Source organism: Pseudomonas sp. NUPR-002 (assembly GCF_056322725.1).
This window is the reverse complement of record NZ_CM150476.1, coordinates 1,683,870-1,704,364: the sequence shown is the minus strand read 5'-3', so window position 1 is coordinate 1,704,364 and position 20,495 is coordinate 1,683,870. Positions and strand designations below refer to the sequence as shown.

Below are 20,495 nucleotides of genomic sequence, written 5' to 3'. Positions count from 1 at the left end.
AGCCAGACGCCTTAATTTATTAACCAGCCAAACCCAACAGACGCTACCTAGAGCAAGAACATCATCTTCCTTTGATCACTATCGGTATCGACAAAAGTGAACCCATGCTTTGAATATAGGGCAATCGCTGGGTAATTATCTCTCCTAACCTCTAGCTCGCACTTGGAAAACCCTCTTGCACGAGCAAGCGAAATAACTCCATCTAAAAGAGCACCTGCAACTTTTTTACCTCTAAACTCTTGAGCTGTTAACACCATGGTAATAAAACAAACGCCCGCATCCGGCTGATTGCAATAAAACGCAACAAACCCCGCAGTCTCCCCTGAAATTCTATGAACTAGGAATTCTGCATTGGACTCAATCTTTTGAAAGTACTGCTCAAGCGACACCCCTTGAATCAATCGATCGCTTTGGCGCGCCTGCTCTGACTCGATCATTGCAAACAAATCTTCCATTACCACCTCCAGCCCAATAGAGTTAAATTCAGATCATGACTTAATCAAAAGCCTCCCACATTCATCAAAGTCATTAAACATCATCATATCTATAACAGAAAGACCTGGTACAAACGCTTCCTGAAATTGCGTGTACACTGGCAAATCAGAGGAGCAGAATTCCAAGCGGATACCATTATCAGAAAACTGACGCTCATCATAAAGGCTTCTCCCACCAGGAAGATTCATATATTCATTAGCGCCTTCTTTTCGACATATATCGAGTATGCGCTCAGCCCCTTTAAGGTCTGCGTTGGCATAGACTGCTGATGTTTTCACAAACTCAACGCCTAAGCCCAAGCGCTCACAAGACTTTTCAATACTAACCCTGGCTAAATCTGCAATGCTTTCCGCATCACACGAAAACACATCACGCATCAAGTCAAATACATCTGCAAAATTTGGCGCTTTCGCGTATGACTGGCGAACGCTTTCAAGGATCTTCCTTTCCCACAAAGTCCGATCCTGGACGGCAATCTGATTGATCTTTAAGTTCTGACTAGCCTTTAACAATGGAACAGTAAAATAGCGAATTTCCCCAGAGAGAATTAACCTATTCCGATTAATCCAACCTCTGTTGATATAGTTGACATCATCAAAAAATACAAACCTATCCACCTGCGCAAGCAGCTTAAAATATCCTGCATAGGGAAACAAATAGGGCTGCATAACTGCTAATTTCATAATTCAAGTCAACCCGCAGTGATAATTTCAATTATTTCGTTAAAGTCCCTTTCATTCAAATCAGGATAAATGGGCAAACAAATCACTTCTTGGGCCACCCTGCTTGCTACTGGTAGATTCTTAGACTCTGCGGATTTCATTCCGCGATACATCGGAAACTCACTTATCAAAGGATAAAAATACCGGCGAGCATAGATATTGTTAAACTTTAGCTTCTCATATAGCTCATCTCTAGTCAGGGAGTACCCGGGCTCAACCAATATCGGGAAATACGAATAATTACTTACAACCCCGTCTAATTGATCAACCAAGCGAATACCTTTTACGGCACTGAGCTTTTCTCTATAAAGCCGATCAATTTCTCTGCGGCGCGCGATCACATGATCGATATGTTGTAGTTGCAACAACCCAAAAGCCGCATTAACCTCACTCATCTTACCGTTGATACCAGGAGCAACAACAGTCACCTCATCCACAAACCCGAAGTTCTTTAGCTGATCAATCCGCTTCTTCGTTTTTGCATCAGGACAAATAATTGCCCCCCCCTCAAAAGTATTAAAAACTTTTGTGGCATGAAAGCTCAGAACCGCTAGATCACCATGACGAAGGACACTTCCACCTGAATCCCTCACGCCAAACGCATGAGCGGCATCATAAATAATACGCAAATGGTAGTTATCTGCTATTTGCTGCAATGCGTGTACATCACAAGGATTCCCATAGCAATGTACCGGCATGATCGCAGTAGTCTGAGGTGTGATTGCTGCCTCTACTTTTTCCGGGTCTAAGTTCAAGGTTTTCGGATCAATGTCTACAAAAACTGGCTTAATGCCATTCCACAACAAAGAATGCGCAGTAGCAACGAAGGAGTAAGGTGTAGTAATCACCTCCCCTGTAACTCTTAGCGCTTGTAAGGCAGTCAGGAGCGCAATAGTGCCATTATTGAACAAAGCGACGTGTTCAACGCCAAGGTAATCACAGAGTGCTTTCTCCAGTTTCTGGTGCATCGGCCCTCCATTTGTAAGCGTCTTTGTATCCCAAATCTTCTCCAGATAGGGAATAAACTCTTCCAATGGCGGTAGGTATGGCTGCGTTACGAAAACCGGCTTGTCACTCATGTCAACTCCTCAGTCAGCGACAACAGGTACTGACCATAACTATTTTTGCTAAGTGATGCCCCTACACGTCGAAGGTCATCTGCTTGTAACCAACCATTGTTAAAAGCAATTTCTTCCAAGCAAGCAACTTTATAACCTTGACGCTTTTCAATAGTTTCAACAAAGTGACCCGCTTCCAGCAGACTTTCGTGCGTCCCTGTATCCAACCAAGCGAAACCACGGCCAAGTAACTCCACATTAAGAGTTCCTCGTTCGAGATAAGCCTGATTGATGCTGGTAATTTCCAGTTCGCCTCGAGCGGAAGGGCGGACATTTTTTGCAATTCTTATTACATCGTTGTCGTAAAAGTAGAGTCCTGTTACAGCAAAATGTGATTTCGGTTTTAACGGCTTTTCCTCAATGGATACAACCCGTTTCTGCGCGTCAAATTCAACCACTCCAAAACGCTCTGGGTCTTTTACTTGATAGCCAAATACAGTCGCGCCAGTAAGGCGCTGAGCGGCTTGACGCAACATAGGCGTGAAACCTTGACCGTAGAAAATATTATCCCCTAGGACCAGACATACCGCGTCCTGACCAATAAACTCCTCACCTATTATAAAGGCTTGGGCAAGTCCGTCCGGGCTTGGTTGCAATGCGTAACTCAGACGGATTCCGAAATCGCTACCGTCGCCCAGTAGACGCTTGTAGCCGCTCATGTCTTCGGGGGTACTAATCAGCAAAATATCTCGAATACCCGCCAACATTAGTACAGACAAAGGATAGTAAATCATCGGTTTGTCATAGATTGGCAAAAGCTGTTTCGATACCCCTTTGGTGATAGGGTATAAACGAGTGCCAGAGCCTCCGGCTAATACAATACCTTTCATACTACTGCTCCTTGAGCCTGTGCACCAAGACGCTCTCGCTGATAGCTGCCATCCTGAACACGCCCACACCAAGTCAAATTGTCCAGGTACCACTGGACAGTCTTGCGGATGCCTGACTCGAAAGTTTCCTCAGGCACCCACCCCAACGCACTTTCAACCTTACTTGCATCGATGGCGTAACGTAGATCATGACCTGGGCGGTCCTCCACGTAGGTTATTAATGCTGAGTAGCTCGTCAGGTGCTTAGTTGAGGGGTTTTGTGCTGTTGGGCACATCTCATCCAAGAGATCGCATAGGGTATAAACTACATCGATATTACGCCGCTCGTTGTGGCCGCCGATATTATACGTTTCACCAATTTCACCACGGCTCAGCACTGCATATAAAGCACGCGCATGATCTTCGACGAACAGCCAGTCGCGCACCTGATCTCCTTTGCCATATACAGGTAACGGCTTACCCTCAAGTGCGTTAAGGATCATCAGCGGGATAAGTTTTTCTGGAAAATGGTAAGGGCCGTAGTTATTAGAGCAGTTAGTAATAAGTATTGGCAAACCGTACGTACGACGCCAAGCACGGACGAGGTGATCGGAACTAGCCTTACTTGCTGAGTATGGTGAACTCGGGGCATAAGGAGTTGATTCTGTGAAGAACTCATCAGGCTTCTCCAGGTCACCGTACACTTCATCGGTCGATATGTGATGAAAACGAAAGTGTGTCTTGCGCTCTTCATCCAAATTCTGCCAGTACGCTCGTACCGCCTCAAGGAGAGTGTAGGTGCCAACAATATTCGTCTCTATAAAGGCAGCTGGGCCATCGATTGAGCGATCAACATGAGATTCAGCGGCGAGGTGCATCACCGCATCAGGTTGATGACATTGAAGAACTCTATCCAGCTCAGAACGGTTACATATATCTACCCGTTCGAAGCAATAGCGTTCGCTATCAGCCACGTCGACTAATGACTCAAGATTGCCTGCATAGGTCAGCTTATCGAGATTTATTACGCTCTCAGTGGTATTGCATATGATATGACGGATCACCGCTGATCCGATAAAACCTGCGCCACCAGTGACAAGTATTTTCATGTGTTAAAGATAATCCAGACTTTACTCAACAGCCCCACAGCAAGTGCGGGAACTGAACCAGAGAGACATCGAAACAATGCGCCCTCAGATGATTTGGCTATTATTTCAAAAACCGAATATACCAAGGCATCGCTTGTACGATACCTCTGGTGATATCAAACTGTGGGTCGTAACCAAGCAATCGACGTATTTTGCCAATGTCGGCCTGTGAATGACGCACATCACCTGCACGGAAATCCCGGTATACCGGGTCCTTGGCATAGCTGACGCCATTTTCATTCAATGTTTGACGCAAAGCAGTAAAAAGCTGGTTCAAATCAGTGCGACCACTCACTGCCACATTGTAAACCTGATCACGTGCTGCTTCGCAGGTTGTTGTCGCTGCCAACAGATTCGCTTGAACTGTGTTCTCTATGTAGCAAAAATCGCGACTGGTCTCGCCATCACCATTGATGAAGACATCCTCACCATTGATCATTGCAGCAGTCCACTTGGGTATCACAGCCGCATAAGCTCCGTTGGGGTCCTGACGCTTACCAAACACGTTGAAATAACGAAGACCAATAGTTTTGAACCCATAAGTCCGCGCAAAAACCTCAGCATATAGTTCATTTACATACTTAGTAACGGCATAAGGTGAAAGCGGCTTACCAATAGTGTCTTCGACCTTCGGCAAGCCAGGATGGTCCCCGTAGGTAGAACTGCTTGCAGCATAAGTAAAACTTGTAACTGCTGCGTCTCGGGCAGCGACCAACATATTTAAAAAACCGTCAATATTGGTCCCATTAGTCGTGATTGGGTCGTTAATGGAGCGCGGTACAGACCCCAAGGCTGCTTGATGCAAAACATATTCCACACCAGCACATGCAAGCTGGCAGTCTTCCAGCTTTCTGATGTCACCCTGAATAAATTTAAAAGCTGACCATTGTTCCGGCGATACTTGACTCTGGACTTCATCCAAATTGCGTTGATGCCCAGTAGCAAAGTTATCCAGCCCAACCACCCGTTGATCGAGCTTCAACAAGGTTTCCAACAGGTTTGAGCCAATGAAGCCAGCTACGCCGGTGATCAACCAGGTTCGAGGAGCGCGAGGCAAAGCTTCGACAAGGACTTGGTAAGCAGTCATGGAGGTACACCACATAGGAAAGATAGGGCTGGAGGCGCGTAGCGCCTCCACGTGTGGATCACAGACGCAGATCAGAATCCTCTGCTGCCAACAGATACTTTAAGTCGTACAGTACATGCTGAGCCTTTCCTAGTGCACGAATGCTCTCAACGCCCAAGTCTTTAAACTGCTGATGGGCAACAGCCAGGATCACTGCGTCATAGGCCCCTGTTTGAGGCATCTGAACCGGAGTAATACCATACTCGTGCTGCGACTCTTCAACACTGACCCATGGATCATGAACGTCCACTTGGATATTGTACTCTTGCAGCTCCTTGACAATATCCACAACCTTAGTATTGCGCAGATCTGGGCAGTTTTCTTTGAACGTCAACCCCATAATCAGAACTCGCGCACCATCGACATGAATACGCTTTTTGACCATACCTTTGACAAGTTGTGAAACGACGTATGCTCCCATACTGTCATTCAGACGGCGGCCAGCCAGTATAATTTCCGGATGATAGCCGATACTCTGCGCTTTATGCGTCAGGTAATAAGGGTCGACACCTATGCAGTGTCCGCCAACAAGGCCCGGTCGAAAGGGAAGGAAGTTCCACTTCGTTCCTGCAGCTTTCAACACTGCTTCGGTGTCGATACCCATTTTGTTAAAAATAACTGCCAACTCATTGATCAATGCAATATTAAGATCACGCTGGGTATTTTCGATCACTTTGGCCGCTTCAGCCACCCTGATGCTACTGGCCTTATGCGTACCAGCAACAATGATCTCACGATACAAATCGTCGACCAGATCGGCTACCGCTGGAGTAGAACCTGAAGTCACTTTCTTGATCGTAGTGACCCGGTGCTCCTTGTCACCCGGGTTGATGCGCTCCGGGCTGTATCCCGCAAAGAAGTCACGATTGAAGGCCAAGCCAGAAACCCTTTCCAGAACAGGTACACAATCCTCTTCTGTAGCGCCAGGATAAACAGTCGACTCATAAATCACGATGTCGCCCTGCTTGAGTACCTTACCGATCGTTTCGGAAGCTTTAATCAACGGCGTAAGATCAGGTTGCTTGTACTCATCAATAGGCGTTGGCACGGTCACGATGAAGGTATTGCAGCCTCGCAAATCTTCCAGATTTGCACTGTATTGAAGACCTTTGGCTTCTAGCAGTTCTTCATCACTGACTTCAAGCGTTGCATCGTGCCCCTCATTCAAGGCATCGATGCGCGCCTGATTGATGTCAAACCCGACAACGTTACGCTGTTTACCAAATTCAACGGCCAACGGTAAGCCAACGTAGCCAAGACCAATCACAGCGAGTTTGATGTCTTTCAATGAGAGCATGAGTCATTCCAAGATAATCACGATTTTTAAACTTAGGGCTGGTGCGTTGATAGCCCGGTCCTAGTTTGGCCGACCCTTCGGCCAGATGGACGTTGCACCCAGCATATACGTGCCCTATTCGCCTCTCACCTGAGAACGGTGGGCGGTTGAATTTAGCTCACTTGAGCCGACCGAGATGCAAGGCAGCATGACTGAGGGGACTCCCATAGCCTAAAAAAGTGATAGCCATAGGCCTCATGCCTTCTGCTTACGACTCCCGAGAGCAGTAACAATCAATTCTGATCGTTAGAGTTTACATGAGCTGCACGACCTTCCCTAGTCGTCTCGATCATACCGAAACACCCTAGTGTGCTAACGGCTTGAACCTGAACAGACCTTAACACCTCTGGGCAGGCTCGCAAGTCGAGAGAGCGACATACCGAATGTGTACCTCACCTCACCACGACAGGTGGCGAGGTGAATTCGGTTTCGAGTTTTTTCGGCACAGACGATAAGCTGATACGAGCCTGCTCACGGCGTCGCTTTTTGAATGCGAGACGTAGCAGAACGATAATACATCCAATGACTCCACCTAAAATCGCGCCCAGCGCGGCAAAAAGCGATTTTCTGGGCTTGACAGGGCTGACAGGCTCTACAGCCAGGCGATCAATGCTGACTAAGCTCAAGCCGCTCATATCCGTAGGTATGTTCAACAATTCAGTACGCTGCGCCCTCAGGGCTTCAATCCCCTTAACAAACAGGTCTTCATTTTCACGCTGCTTCAACATCTGAATCTGTCGATTGTTGCTCAAAAGCAACAGCTCCTTACGGATTTGAGCAATCCGTGGGTCTACAAAGTCGTCCGAGGCACGCTTGCGCAATACCTGTTGTTCGGCCTCCAGAGCATCCGTCCCCATGAAGTAAAGCGGGAATTGCTGATTGTTGACTTCAGTAATGACGTTGCCAGTGACCTCAACCTCGCTGCGCCCCATGGCCGAGGGGGTCGTAGGCTTTTTCAGACCGAGAGATCGCGCAATGGAGATCGCCTCATTCAATTGAGCCACTCGATCCTCACGACGCAACTTGAGTTGTACCCGCAAAGCTTTCAGTTCGTCGTTGAGCTGAGCTCGTTTGAGATTATCTGCTTCCAACAAGCTAGCAATTTGCCCCTCTTTCCCCGCGTTATACTTGACACGCAGAGCAACCAACTTGTCATCAACCTCCTTGACACGATTATCAATCATCACCTTGAGGTCTGCAGATATCTTCTGTCGCTCACTTTCGATGGCGTACTTTACCAAACCGTTGAGTGCATCCTTCCCATTGATACCCTGCGAGTAACGCATTTCCAAGCCAATAAAGGCGCTCAACAAGTCCGTTTTTTTGGGGTCCGGCTGAACCAGCTTCAATGCATCGCGATTGAAGGCTTCGAAAGCCTGCTCCGCACTACGCCCAGACTTGCTGTACGCCGCTTGCAACTCCATGTTGGAACGAAAGTACCCCAAGCGCGTCTCGTAAGAATCTAGCGCTGCTCCGACGCGAACCAGGGCCTTGCTTGGTGGAAGCGAATAGACCTTCGACCGATTCAAAGCGTCCAAGTCATTCAGAGCAACCGGTCGTAGAATCGTACTGACTTCATATTCAGGCGTGATGGAATAGGCATAGACCAGTGCCAGCACCGCAAACAGCAATGCCGAGGCCAAAATCAACACCTTTTGCCGCCATAGCGATTGAAGCATCGCCAGAACATCTATCTCATCATGAGGTACTACGGGGGGGATAGGAGAAATGCTAGTCACACCAGTGCCTGTCTGTCGAAGAAAACATACTCTTGACAGGGCCAGCGCCTTCGTTATCACGGCTGCATCCTGAGCCTCAACAACCAGCAGAACCATCCCTGTCCAAAGAAACGAACAAGCATCATTGTGCCTGAATTCAACACATAAGTGCAACGCTCGCCCCTGCATAAACTTCGTACGGCGTCTTCCAGCCCAGGCGTTTTCGCGGGCGTAAATTGATCTTCGTTACCACGCGACTGACCGCCTCGACGGTCAGCTTGCTGAAGTCGCCGCCCTTGGGAAAATACTGCCGGAGCAGGCCGTTGGTATTTTCATTAGTGCCTCGCTGCCAGGATGAATAGGGTTCTGCAAAAAAGACTTGGCACTGGCTCCGATGCGCAATGCGTTCATGCCCGGCAAACTCCTTCCCGTTATCCAGCGTCAGCGTGTGAACAGCATGCCCCTTGAGCAACAGATTGATCGCCCGCGTTACCTGCCGGCGCGTCCTGCGCTTGACCGGATAGGCGCTCAGGTAGCCGCTTTTACGATCAACCAGCGTGACCAGATTGCCGCCTACGCCATGCACCGTGTCACCCTCCCAATCACCTAGACGCTCGCGGGCTTCGACCTCAGCAGGGCGCTCGGTTATCGATACGCGATTACGCAACTGTCCGCGCCGGTCGTGGCTTCCGTAGCGTTTTCGGTACAGCTTCCTGCGGTGCCGCAAATACTTGTATAACTCGCCACCTGCGTGTTTGTCGGTGGCGATAAACCGATAAATCCACTCGTGACTGACCGCGCGCTCCGGCTGCTCTTGCTTCAGGCGCTGAGCAATCTGCTCCGGGCTCATACCGTGTTTTAGCCAGAGCGGCAGATAATGGCTGAACCACGTTAATGGCTTGCAGTGCTTGCGCGCCTGCGCTCGACGGGCATCACTTTCATGGGTCGCAGCAACCGCTTTGTAGGTCTTCTGGGAGCTGTTGCGGCGAACCTCACGACTGATCGTCGAGGGATGTACGCCAACCTGTTTCGCGATGCTTGCCTGGCTTTTTCCGGCGCTCAGACCGGCCTCAATCTGGTAACGTTGGCCCTGAGTCAGCTGCCGGTAATGCGTAGTCATCTGCGCTTGAATCCTTCGGTGTGAGAGCCTGGATTCTACCGGTGGCTGACTCTCTGCCTATCGTTTCAAACGTTGCACTTATTCTATGAATTCAGGGTGACATCAACTGCGAACTTTCTCCATGCCCCACCGTTAGCAACGTTTCATACCGACTATGCAAAGGTGCTTTTACGATGCCGCTTACCCCAACCATGCCTAATCAAGGCAACGAAAACACCCAATGTCGCCCCCAAAAAAGCCCCCAGCACTACAATGATCAGCCTCTTGGGCTTCACCGGCTTATCCGGCGACTCGATCGCCCCATCTTGGCGATACACCTCGATCACCTCGGAATCAATCTGTAAAGAGCGGTAGAAAGCGATCGCTTCTTGGCGCTGCCTCAAATTAACGATGAAAGGGTCATCTGAAACTCGGTTCCGTAGGTTCTCGATCTCAGCTCGCAACGCCTTACTGCCTCGCATGTAGGTAAGCGAACCATCCATACCAGCAGAGACTTCATTCGAAAGGTTATTCGAGATAATGGGAGGCTTTTCCAAACCGATCGAATCAGCAATACGCAATGCTTCTGTCAACTGTACGATCTGGTCCTCCCGCTGCTTACGCGCACTCTCACGGGCGGCGTTGATTTGCTGTTCAAGGTTATTCGCCTTGATCATTGCATCACCACGTACATCCCTTATCACTTCACGCTTGGTCTGCTCACCTGCCATTTGCACAAAGCGCACCACCCAATCAGCTGCTTGCTGCGCAAAAGGCAAGCTGGCCATGACGTAGTAACGATTTGGCGAATCTTTACTGGTCAACGCGACAGTCAAGACACTGTTGAATCTACCGTACAAATCATCCTGCGACCCCTTGCGAGCCTCTTCAGGCAAGCTCGGCAGGTACACCTTGCGGAAAAACTCACGCCTTAACGATTCAGACTGAAGGTTTCGCAGGTAAACCTCATAGACGTCTCTTACCGACAGCATGGCTAACCCTGTGTCCCCACCCCGCCCATAGTTCAACTGCGAAATATTGCTCTGCGAGGGCGGCTGCACAACCACCTTGGCCTCATAGATCGGCGTCGCCAGCAGCGCATACGCCACCGCACCACCCGTCACCACCACCGTCGTCAAAATGATCAGCAGCTTTTGCTTCCACAACCCCCCCAGCAACTCAAACAGATCAATCTCGTCATCAGCAACACGGCGCTCAGATTCATTGCGCATTTATTCTAATTTTCCTTGGGTCCGTCTAACTGTATTCGTACTTAAGGTGCGCCATGGTCGTGCCTGACCGCTCCCTGCACCCAGAGTCAGCGGATGTCACCCGCTTAACCCTGAAGCGTAGCGGCATTTCGCCAATATGCTCACGAGCTGCGCTTCCTGTTCACCGGCATCACGGGCCCGGAACAATAATTTGTAATAGAGCAGCTGAAAACACAATAAGTTCCATCACTTCCGACTAACGATTTTCTCACCGCCAAACGGTCAACCAAGGCCGGGAATGGTGACCCTCACCTCCTGCCCCGCCTGCGCATAACGCTGCTGCAACGCTTCAGCCAAAAGACGCTTTGCCTTCCGCTCCCCATGCACCAACAGCACCTCTTTGGCCGACTCATTCACACCCATCGCAAATTCGACCAACCCCGCCTGATCCGCATGCCCGGAATAGCCTTCCAGGGTGATGACCTTTGCACGCACTTCATACATCTGCGCATCCAGATCGATCATGACAAAGCCCTCAGCCCCTTCGCTCGCCTGGATAACGGCGCCCGGCGTACCTTTGACCTGATGCCCGACAAATACCACCTCATGCCGCGGGTCACCGAGCATGGCTTTGAGGTAATTGACGATACGACCGCCGGAGCACATGCCGTTGCCAGCAATGACAATGGCCGGGCGCCCTGTGCTTTTCAGGTAGTTGACGACCTGCTGGTGCTTGGCGTGGCTATCGACGCTGATGAGCTGCCGAAAACCCAGCGGCGTGCGCCCCTGACTCAGGCGTTGCCGTGCTTCATCGTTCCAGTAGGCGTGCAAGTCGCGGTAAACCTGGGTAATTCGCTGGACCAAGGGGGAGTCGAGAATGATCGGAAGCTGCGACCAGTCAATGGCATTGACGGGGTCAAGCTCGCTATCGAGCTCGCCATCTTCTTCGTGGCGCAACAGGGCTTTGCGGTGGAGGATGTCTTCGATCTCGTAGAGCAGCTCCTGTGTGCGACCCAGGCTGAACGCGGGGATCATGATCGTCCCCTGATCCTTCAGCGCTCGATCAATGACTGCCTCCAGCCGCTGCTGGCGCTGACTGCGATCCGCGTGCAAGCGATCGCCGTAGGTGCTTTCCAGTACGAGGATGTCGGCGCGCTCGGGCGGTTGCACATCGCGCAATAAGGGGTTGCTGGACGCGCCGAGGTCACCGGAGAACACAATGCGCGTGTCACTTGAGTTAACAACATCTTGCACGTCGCACTCGACGTAGGCAGAACCCAGCAAGTGGCCGGCACGTTGCAATCGAATTCGGCAGTGGACGGCTTCCCGCTGCACAAGCGAATGCCACTGACCAAAGGCTAGCGGGACGATGAGCCGTTCAAGCAACGCCACGTAGCGAGCCACTTCTGTCGGCTCACTAGTAACGCTCAATCGGTAAGCGTCTTCGAGCACTAGCGGTAGCAGGCGAGCGGAAGGCTCACTGCAAATAATCGGACCACGAAAGCCCGCGGCCAGCAGGGCCGGGATTCGGCCGACGTGATCAAGGTGAACATGGGTAATGATCAGCGCTTCGATGCCCTGAATCTCAAAACCCAGACTCAGCCCATCAATGGGTGACTGAACATCCGCGCCTTGTTCCAGGCCGCAGTCGACAAGAAGGCTACAGTGAGCATCAAGGTGAAGTTGGTGACAAGAGCCGGTGACACCTCGGGTGGCACCATGGTGGGACAGAAAAGGATAACCCCTCATGAGAGGCATGCTCCAAGCTGGAGGAAAGAAGCGCTATGCTCCCACACCCCCCAAAGAACCCAAGCCAGACAAACCGCCGCAGCGCGTAGGAAAATTCAACACTGCGAAACGAGAAGCTCTTTTAAGGTGCGCGCCGCAACCGACGCTTACTGCGCAGCACACCATAAGCGCCTAGCAACGGACCAACCGCCAGCCCTACTAGCAAGGCCACCAGCACAGGCACCGCCACCGGCATCGCCGGAGCCGACCAGCCGAACATGACCAAGGCAACGGTTTGCTGATTTTCAAGCACGAAAAACAGTACCAATGCCGCCAATGCCAGAACAAACAGCAGCACCAAGGCGCGCTTCAGATTACGCATGAGTCACTCCCTGGGAATTACTGGCTTTCATGCTGCTCGTCTTCATTGACGCGGTCGCGCAGTTCTTTGCCTGGCTTGAAGTGCGGTACGAATTTGCCGTCGAGACTGACGGATTGACCAGTCTTGGGATTGCGCCCTACCCGTGGGGCACGGTAGTGCAAGGAGAAGCTGCCAAAGCCACGGATCTCGATGCGATCTCCGGTCGCCAGGCACTGGGACATCTGTTCAAGCATAGTCTTGATGGCCAGCTCGACATCCTTGGATGAGAGCAGCCCTTGATGGGTGACAATACGTTCGATCAGCTCCGACTTCGTCATATTTTTCCCTTCTTTATCAAGCAGCTAGATCATTGCTTCATTGTTTTTAGCATGACCTGAGGGATTTGAACAGGGTGGTTATTGACTTAATCGAAGAATCTTGTATGACCTGCTGCCAGAGGAACCAGGTGGGAGCGGGCTTGCCTCGCGATTGCAGTCTGGCTGTCAGATTGCATCGCGGGGCAAGCCCGCTCCTACAGACCAATGCCTTTACCTCGAGGGAGGTTTTTACGGGCACAAAAAAGGGCGACCGAAGTCGCCCTTTTTTTTATCCAAGCAGAACTTAGTTCTGTTTGGCCATTGCCTGACGCAGCAGCGCGGCCATGGTGGTATCAGCAGCTTCCGGAGCAGTTTCTTTCAGGCTCTGGATAGCTTCTTTCTCTTCAGCGTCGTCTTTCGACTTGATGGAGAGGCTGATGACACGGCTCTTACGGTCAACGCTGATGATCTTGGCTTCGATCTCTTCGCCTTCTTTCAGGACGTTACGCGCGTCTTCAACGCGGTCACGGCTGATTTCAGAAGCTTTCAGAGTGGCTTCGATGTCGTCGGCCAGGGTGATGATAGCGCCCTTGGCGTCAACTTCTTTAACGGTACCTTTGACGATAGCGCCTTTGTCGTTGACAGCAACGTAGTTGGAGAACGGATCGTCTTCCAGTTGCTTGATGCCCAGGGAGATACGCTCACGCTCTGGATCTACGGACAGGATCACAGTGTCCAGCTCGTCGCCCTTCTTGAAGCGACGTACGGCTTCTTCGCCCACTTCGTTCCAGGAGATGTCGGACAGGTGAACCAGACCGTCGATGCCGCCGTCCAGACCAATGAAGATACCGAAATCGGTGATCGACTTGATGGTGCCGGAGATCTTGTCGCCCTTGTTGAACTGGCCAGAGAAGTCTTCCCATGGGTTGGACTTGCACTGTTTGATGCCCAGGGAGATACGACGACGCTCTTCGTCGATGTCCAGAACCATAACTTCCACTTCGTCGCCGACTTGTACGACTTTCGAAGGGTGGATGTTTTTGTTGGTCCAGTCCATTTCGGAAACGTGTACCAGACCTTCCACGCCTTCTTCCAGCTCTGCGAAGCAGCCGTAGTCGGTCAGGTTGGTGACGCGCGCCATAACGCGAGTGCTTTCTGGGTAACGAGCTTTGATAGCAACCCATGGGTCTTCACCCAGTTGCTTCAGGCCCAGGGATACACGGTTACGCTCGCGATCGTACTTCAGAACCTTGACATCGATCTCGTCGCCAACGTTGACGATTTCCGATGGGTGCTTGATGCGCTTCCAGGCCATGTCGGTGATGTGCAGCAGGCCATCAACGCCGCCCAGGTCAACGAATGCGCCGTAGTCGGTGAGGTTCTTGACGATACCTTTGACTTGCTGGCCTTCCTGCAGCGATTCCAGCAGAGCTTCGCGCTCGGCGCTGTTTTCGGCTTCCAGGACGCTGCGACGGGAAACGACAACGTTGTTGCGCTTCTGGTCCAGCTTGATGACCTTGAATTCCAGCTCTTTGCCTTCCAGGTGGGTGGTGTCGCGCACTGGGCGGACATCAACCAGGGAGCCCGGCAGGAACGCACGGATACCGTTAACGTCGACAGTGAAGCCGCCTTTAACCTTACCGTTGATAACGCCCTTGACCACTTCTTCGGCGGCGAAAGCTGCTTCCAGAACAATCCAGCACTCGGCGCGCTTGGCTTTTTCACGGGACAGTTTGGTTTCGCCAAAGCCGTCTTCGACCGCGTCCAGCGCAACGTGAACTTCGTCACCGACCTTGATGGTCAGCTCGCCAGCTTCGTTGTAGAACTGCTCGAGCGGGATGACGCCCTCGGACTTCAGGCCAGCGTGTACGGTAACCCAGTCGCCGTCGATGTCGACAACGATACCGGTGATGATTGCACCCGGCTGAAGATTGAGGGTTTTCAGGCTTTCTTCAAAGAGTTCTGCAAAGCTTTCGCTCATTTTAATTCCTGTAGATTAGGGCGAGACATACGCCCATCAGCCACATTCCAGACAATGTGGGTTTCGTTCATATAAAGGAAAGCCGACAGGACGTTGACTGGTGCCCCTGCCTGCCTTCCTGGTCATCAGGCGATATCGCGCAGGGCGAGCTCGCTCTTGATGCGTTCCAACACCTGCTCGATGGACAACTCCGTGGAATCCAGCTGTATCGCATCGGCCGCCGGTTTAAGCGGGGCCACCGCGCGCTGGGTGTCGCGCTCATCACGCGCACGAATCTCATCTAGCAGACTCGACAGACTAACATCTTCGCCTTTCGCCTTCAACTGCAAGTATCGGCGGCGAGCACGCTCTTCGGCGCTGGCGGTCAGAAAAACCTTCAAGGGTGCATCCGGGAACACCACGGTGCCCATGTCACGACCATCGGCAATCAGCCCAGGCGCCTCCTGGAAGGCCCGCTGGCGCTGCAGCAAGGCATCGCGCACCGCCGGCAGTGAGGCGACCATCGAGGCACCAGCCCCGACTGTCTCGGTGCGGATCACATTGCTGACATCCTCACCCTCGAGAATGATCTGCTGCAGCTTACCGGGCTCGGCGGCAATGAACTGCACGTCGAGGTGGGCAGCCAGCTTCACCAGCAGTTCTTCGTTGGTCAGATCGACGCCATGGTTGCCCGCAGCAAAAGCCAGCAAACGATACAGCGCACCCGAATCCAGCAACTTCCAGCCCAGCTCGCGCGCCAGCAGGCCGGCAACGGTGCCTTTGCCCGAGCCGCTTGGACCGTCGATGGTAATGACTGGCGCGTTCACACTCACGACTTGCCCTCTTCTGCAACACGAATACCGACTTCGGCGCACAGTGCCAGGAAGTTCGGGAACGAGGTCGCGACGTTGGCGCAATCATGGATACGGATCGGCGCCGAAGCACGCAACGAAGCAACGCTGAATGCCATGGCAATACGATGATCACCATGCCCATGAACTTCGCCACCACCGATCGGACCACCATCGATGATGATGCCGTCCGGAGTCGGTTCGCACTTCACACCCAGGGTCAGCAGGCCGTCGGCCATGACCTGGATGCGGTCGGATTCCTTGACCCGCAGCTCTTCCGCGCCACGCAGTACGGTACGCCCTTCAGCGCAGGCAGCTGCGACGAACAACACCGGGAATTCGTCGATGGCCAGCGGCACCAGGTGCTCAGGAATCTCGATACCCTTGAGTTTAGCCCCACGCACGCGCAGGTCGGCAACCGGCTCGCCGCCCACTTCACGTTGGTTTTCCAGGGTGATGTTGCCGCCCATCAGGTTGAGGATATCGATGACACCGGTACGGGTCGGGTTGATGCCCACGTGCTCGAGCACCAGCTCGGAACCCTCGGCAATCGACGCCGCGACCAGGAAGAACGCTGCCGAAGAGATATCCGCAGGCACTTCGATATGGGTCGCAGTCAGCTTGCCGCCAGCCTCCAGGGAAGCTGTCGGGCCATCAACGTTTACGCTGTAGCCAAAGCCGCGCAGCATACGCTCGGTGTGGTCACGGGTCGGCGCAGGCTCGGTGACGGTCGTCTTGCCTTCGGCATACAGACCCGCCAGCAGCAGGCAGGACTTCACCTGGGCACTGGCCATTGGCAGGGTGTAGGTCAGCGCCTTGAGCTTGTGGCCACCACGGATGGTCATCGGCGGACGGCCTTCGGCGGCGGTTTCGATGACTGCGCCCATTTCCCGCAGCGGGTTGGCAACGCGGTTCATCGGACGCTTGGACAGCGAGGCATCACCGGTCAGCACGGTATCGAACGGCTGTGCCGCCAGCAGACCGGACAGCAGGCGCATGGAGGTACCGGAGTTACCCAGGTAGATCGGCCCCGGAGGCGGCTTCAGGCCATTGAGGCCCACGCCGTGAATGGTCACCCGACCATGGTGCGGGCCTTCGATGACCACGCCCATGTCGCGGAACGCCTGCAAGGTTGCCAGCGCGTCTTCACCCTCAAGGAAGCCTTCGACTTCAGTGGTGCCTTCAGCCAGGGAGCCCAGCATGATCGAGCGATGGGAAATCGATTTGTCGCCTGGTACGCGAATTCGGCCAGACAGTTGGCCACCAGGATTTGCCAGGAAAATCAGGTCGTTGGAGTTCATAGCGTCCACATAGGCCCGGCGGGCCAGGATTTTACTGAAATGCTCGCGGGCAACCCGGGCGCGGGTGAATACACCCAGCAGCTGGTGCCCATCCCCTGCATCGACCGCGTCGCGCAAGGCGTCGAGGTCGCTGCGATATGTATCGAGTGTGCGCAGAACAGCTTCGCGGTTGGCGAGAAATATGTCGTGCCACATGACCGGGTCGCTTCCGGCGATTCTTGTGAAATCGCGGAAACCTCCGGCAGCGTAACGGAAGATATCCAGGTTTTCATTGCGCTTGGCCAGCGAGTCGACCAGGCCAAACGCCAATAGGTGCGGCAGGTGGCTGGTTGCCGCCAGGACTTCGTCATGGCGCTCGACCTGCATGTGCTCGACATCGGCATCGAGCGCACGCCAAAGCCGGTCAACCACGGCCAGCGCCGCCGGATCGGTTTCAGCCAGCGGCGTGAGGATGACCTTGTGGCGACGGAACAGCGCCGCATTGGACGCCTCCACCCCGCTCTGCTCGGAGCCGGCAATCGGGTGCCCAGGCACGAAGAACGGCAGGTGCTCGGCAAACGCCTCGCGGGCCGCGCGCACTACATTGCCCTTGGCACTGCCAACATCGGTCAGTACTGCATGCCCCAGGTCCAGTTGCGCCAGGCGCGCCAGCAGCTTTTCCATGGCCAGAATGGGCACGGCCAACTGAATGACGTCAGCGCCCACGCAGGCGGCAGCCAGGTCTTCTTCGCAGCGATCGACAACACCCAACTCCACCGCCAGCTTGCGCGACTGCGGATCGAGGTCGACACCGACCACTTCACGGCACAGGCCGCTTTCTCGCAGGCCTTTGGCGAACGAACCGCCAATCAGACCGAGACCGACCACCACCAGCCGCCCGATAAGCGGCTCGACCTTGTTCACCACGACTTCAACCACGGAGCAGGACCCTATTCAAATCTGCATGCATGCCACTCATTGCTTCACAGCACCGCTTTGGGATAGGAACCCAATACTTTGAGGGCCACGGCTTCCTGGCTGATTTTCTCCAGAACAGCCTTGATCAACGGGTCGCGGTGATGGCCCATGAAATCGATGAAGAACACGTAGGTCCACTTGCCACTGCGCGATGGACGCGTCTCGATACGGGTCAGGTCGATACCGTTCTCATGGAACGGCACCAGCAACTCGTGCAAGGCGCCCGGCTTGTTGCTCATGGAGACGATGATCGAGGTCTTGTCGTCGCCGGTCGGCGGCACTTCCTGATTACCGATCATCAGGAAGCGCGTAGAGTTGTCCGGACGGTCTTCGATCTTCTCGGCCAGACGCGTCAGGCCGTAAAGGCCTGCGGCCATATCACCGGCGATAGCTGCCGAGTTCCACTCACCCTTGACCCGCTTGGCCGCCTCGGCGTTGCTCGATACAGCAACACGCTCAACGTTCGGGTAATGGGCATCCAGCCACTTACGGCACTGCGCCAGCGACTGGGCGTGGGAGTAGATACGGCTGATGCTGTCGGTCTTGGTGTTTTCGCCCACCAGCAAGTGGTGGTGAATACGCAACTCGACTTCACCACAGATCACCATGTCGTGCTCGAGGAAACTGTCGAGGGTGTGGTTGACCGCACCTTCGGTAGAGTTTTCCACCGGTACCACGCCAAAGTTGACCGCACCGGCCGCCACTTCGCGGAACACTTCGTCGATGGCGGCCATAGGCTTGCTGATCACCGCATGACCGAAGTGCTTCATGGCGGCCGCCTGGGTAAAGGTACCCTCAGGCCCCAGGTAAGCGACCTTGAGCGGCTGCTCAAGCGCCAGGCACGACGACATGATCTCACGGAACAAACGGGCCATTTCCTCGTTGCCGAGCGGCCCCTGGTTACGCTCCATGACACGCTTGAGCACTTGGGCTTCACGCTCCGGGCGATAGAAAATCGGCTCTTCGCCTGCAGGCAGCGCAGCCATTTTGACCCGCGCCACTTCCTGGGCACAGCGCGCGCGATCACTGATCAGCTCGAGAATCTTCTCGTCGAGACTGTCAATGCGCACCCGCAGCGCCTTGAGTTCCTGCTCCGACATCAGCCGTGCTCCTTCTCGAATTCAGCCATGTAGGCCACCAGTGCCTCCACAGCGTCCAGGCCCAGCGCGTTGTAGATCGAGGCACGCATGCCGCCTACCGAACGGTGACCCTTGAGGTTGAGCAGACCACGGGCATCAGCGCCGGCGAGGAAGGCTTTGTCCAGGCGCTCGTCCGCCAGACGGAACGGAACGTTCATCCAGGAGCGGGCGTTGACACTGATCGGGTTGCTGTAGAAGTCGCTGCTGTCGATAAAGCCGTACAGACGGTCTTTCTTGGCGCGGTTGCGCTGCTCGATGGCCGCCACCCCACCCTGCTCCTTCAGCCACTCGAACACCAGGCCGGAGAGGTACCAGGAATAGGTCGCTGGAGTGTTGTACATCGAGCCGTTGTCGGCCGCGATTTTGTAGTCAAGCATGGTCGGGCAGCTGCTACGGGCACGACCGAGCAGGTCTTCACGCACGATCGCCACCACCAGGCCGCTCGGGCCGATGTTCTTTTGTGCGCCGGCATAGATCAGGCCAAAGTCGCTGACGTCGATCGGACGAGACAGAATGTCCGAGGACATGTCGGCGACCAGCGGTACGTCACCGGTTTGCGGCACCCAGTCAAATTGCAGACCTCCGATAGTCTCGTTGGTAGCGTAATGCACGTAGGCGGCGCCCGGGGTCAGGTTCCACTCGTTCTGACCAGGAATGCTCAGGTAGTCGTAAGGCTTGGCGCTGGCCGCGATATTGATGTTGCCATAGCGACGCGCTTCGTCGATGGCCTTCTTCGACCAGATACCGGTTTCGATGTAGTCGGCAGTGCCGCTTTCAGGCAGCAGGTTCAGCGGGATCTCAGCGAATTGCTGGCTCGCACCGCCCTGCAGGAACAACACTTTGTAATTGGCGGGAATGGACATCAGGTCGCGCAGGTCTTGCTCGGCCTTCTCGGCAATGGCTACGTAGTCGTCGCTACGATGGCTCATTTCCATCACGGACAGACCCTTACCGTTCCAGTCCAGCATTTCGGCCTGGGCGCGCTGCAGGACAGCGTCAGGGAGCGCAGCAGGGCCTGCGCAGAAGTTAAAGGCTCGTTTGCTCACATCCACTCTCGCTCTGCTCTTGATGTCCGTGGCGGTGGTCGGCGGCGCACAAT

At 53.7% G+C, this 20,495-nt stretch carries 18 protein-coding genes; all 18 read right to left on the bottom strand.

What is annotated here, in order from left to right:
* Window positions 1-47 precede the first annotated feature (47 nt).
* Window positions 48-455, bottom strand: a complete 408-nt coding sequence (locus ACVWSC_RS07885; protein WP_442112984.1) for a GNAT family N-acetyltransferase — start codon at window positions 453-455, stop codon at window positions 48-50.
* 33 nt (window positions 456-488) lie between these two features.
* On the bottom strand, window positions 489-1,178 hold the full coding sequence (locus ACVWSC_RS07880; protein ID WP_442112982.1) for a WbqC family protein: 690 nt from the start codon (window positions 1,176-1,178) through the stop codon (window positions 489-491).
* 8 nt (window positions 1,179-1,186) lie between these two features.
* A complete protein-coding gene (locus tag ACVWSC_RS07875) occupies window positions 1,187-2,296 on the bottom strand; it encodes a DegT/DnrJ/EryC1/StrS family aminotransferase (RefSeq protein ID WP_442112980.1) in 1,110 nt (369 codons plus the stop codon).
* Window positions 2,293-3,165 (bottom strand): glucose-1-phosphate thymidylyltransferase RfbA, encoded by an 873-nt coding sequence (gene rfbA, locus ACVWSC_RS07870; RefSeq protein ID WP_442112978.1) that lies wholly within the window; start codon window positions 3,163-3,165, stop codon window positions 2,293-2,295. Before rfbA ends, ACVWSC_RS07875 begins: the two co-directional genes overlap by 4 nt.
* Window positions 3,162-4,253 carry a dTDP-glucose 4,6-dehydratase gene (gene rfbB / locus ACVWSC_RS07865; protein ID WP_442112976.1) on the bottom strand — a complete coding sequence of 364 codons (1,092 nt, stop codon included), beginning with the start codon at window positions 4,251-4,253 and terminating at the stop codon, window positions 3,162-3,164. Before rfbB ends, rfbA begins: the two co-directional genes overlap by 4 nt.
* A 100-nt stretch (window positions 4,254-4,353) precedes the next feature.
* The gene (locus ACVWSC_RS07860; protein ID WP_442112974.1) at window positions 4,354-5,379 is read right to left on the bottom strand and encodes an NAD-dependent epimerase/dehydratase family protein; all 1,026 of its coding nucleotides are present in this window, start codon (window positions 5,377-5,379) and stop codon (window positions 4,354-4,356) included.
* A 58-nt stretch (window positions 5,380-5,437) separates the two neighbouring features.
* Window positions 5,438-6,715 (bottom strand): Vi polysaccharide biosynthesis UDP-N-acetylglucosamine C-6 dehydrogenase TviB, encoded by a 1,278-nt coding sequence (gene tviB / locus ACVWSC_RS07855; RefSeq protein WP_442112972.1) that lies wholly within the window; start codon window positions 6,713-6,715, stop codon window positions 5,438-5,440.
* A gap of 431 nt (window positions 6,716-7,146) precedes the next feature.
* On the bottom strand, window positions 7,147-8,589 hold the full coding sequence (locus ACVWSC_RS07850; RefSeq protein ID WP_442112970.1) for a Wzz/FepE/Etk N-terminal domain-containing protein: 1,443 nt from the start codon (window positions 8,587-8,589) through the stop codon (window positions 7,147-7,149).
* 40 nt (window positions 8,590-8,629) lie between these two features.
* Window positions 8,630-9,592 (bottom strand): IS30-like element ISPsme1 family transposase, encoded by a 963-nt coding sequence (locus ACVWSC_RS07845; RefSeq protein ID WP_442107591.1) that lies wholly within the window; start codon window positions 9,590-9,592, stop codon window positions 8,630-8,632.
* Between the two features lie 152 nt (window positions 9,593-9,744).
* The gene (locus tag ACVWSC_RS07840; RefSeq protein WP_442112968.1) at window positions 9,745-10,803 is read right to left on the bottom strand and encodes an LPS O-antigen chain length determinant protein WzzB; all 1,059 of its coding nucleotides are present in this window, start codon (window positions 10,801-10,803) and stop codon (window positions 9,745-9,747) included.
* 261 nt (window positions 10,804-11,064) lie between these two features.
* Window positions 11,065-12,531, bottom strand: a complete 1,467-nt coding sequence (locus tag ACVWSC_RS07835; protein WP_442112966.1) for an MBL fold metallo-hydrolase RNA specificity domain-containing protein — start codon at window positions 12,529-12,531, stop codon at window positions 11,065-11,067.
* Window positions 12,532-12,652: 121 nt separating this feature from the next.
* Window positions 12,653-12,892: a LapA family protein gene (locus tag ACVWSC_RS07830; protein WP_442112964.1), complete on the bottom strand. Its 240-nt coding sequence runs from the start codon at window positions 12,890-12,892 to the stop codon at window positions 12,653-12,655.
* 17 nt (window positions 12,893-12,909) lie between these two features.
* Window positions 12,910-13,209: an integration host factor subunit beta gene (gene ihfB, locus ACVWSC_RS07825; RefSeq protein WP_442112962.1), complete on the bottom strand. Its 300-nt coding sequence runs from the start codon at window positions 13,207-13,209 to the stop codon at window positions 12,910-12,912.
* Between the two features lie 283 nt (window positions 13,210-13,492).
* Entirely contained in the window at window positions 13,493-15,169 is a 1,677-nt protein-coding gene (gene rpsA, locus ACVWSC_RS07820) for a 30S ribosomal protein S1 (protein ID WP_045180061.1), read from the bottom strand.
* A 125-nt stretch (window positions 15,170-15,294) separates the two neighbouring features.
* Complete coding sequence (gene cmk / locus ACVWSC_RS07815; RefSeq protein WP_442112960.1) at window positions 15,295-15,981, bottom strand: (d)CMP kinase; 687 nt, start codon at window positions 15,979-15,981, stop codon at window positions 15,295-15,297.
* A complete protein-coding gene (locus tag ACVWSC_RS07810) occupies window positions 15,978-18,218 on the bottom strand; it encodes a bifunctional prephenate dehydrogenase/3-phosphoshikimate 1-carboxyvinyltransferase (RefSeq protein ID WP_442112958.1) in 2,241 nt (746 codons plus the stop codon). The genes cmk and ACVWSC_RS07810 overlap by 4 nt, the downstream gene beginning before the upstream one ends.
* 44 nt (window positions 18,219-18,262) lie before the next feature.
* Window positions 18,263-19,357 (bottom strand): prephenate dehydratase, encoded by a 1,095-nt coding sequence (gene pheA, locus ACVWSC_RS07805; protein ID WP_442112956.1) that lies wholly within the window; start codon window positions 19,355-19,357, stop codon window positions 18,263-18,265.
* Entirely contained in the window at window positions 19,357-20,442 is a 1,086-nt protein-coding gene (gene serC / locus ACVWSC_RS07800; RefSeq protein ID WP_442112954.1) for a 3-phosphoserine/phosphohydroxythreonine transaminase, read from the bottom strand. The genes pheA and serC overlap by 1 nt, the downstream gene beginning before the upstream one ends.
* Between the last annotated feature and the right edge of the window lie 53 nt (window positions 20,443-20,495).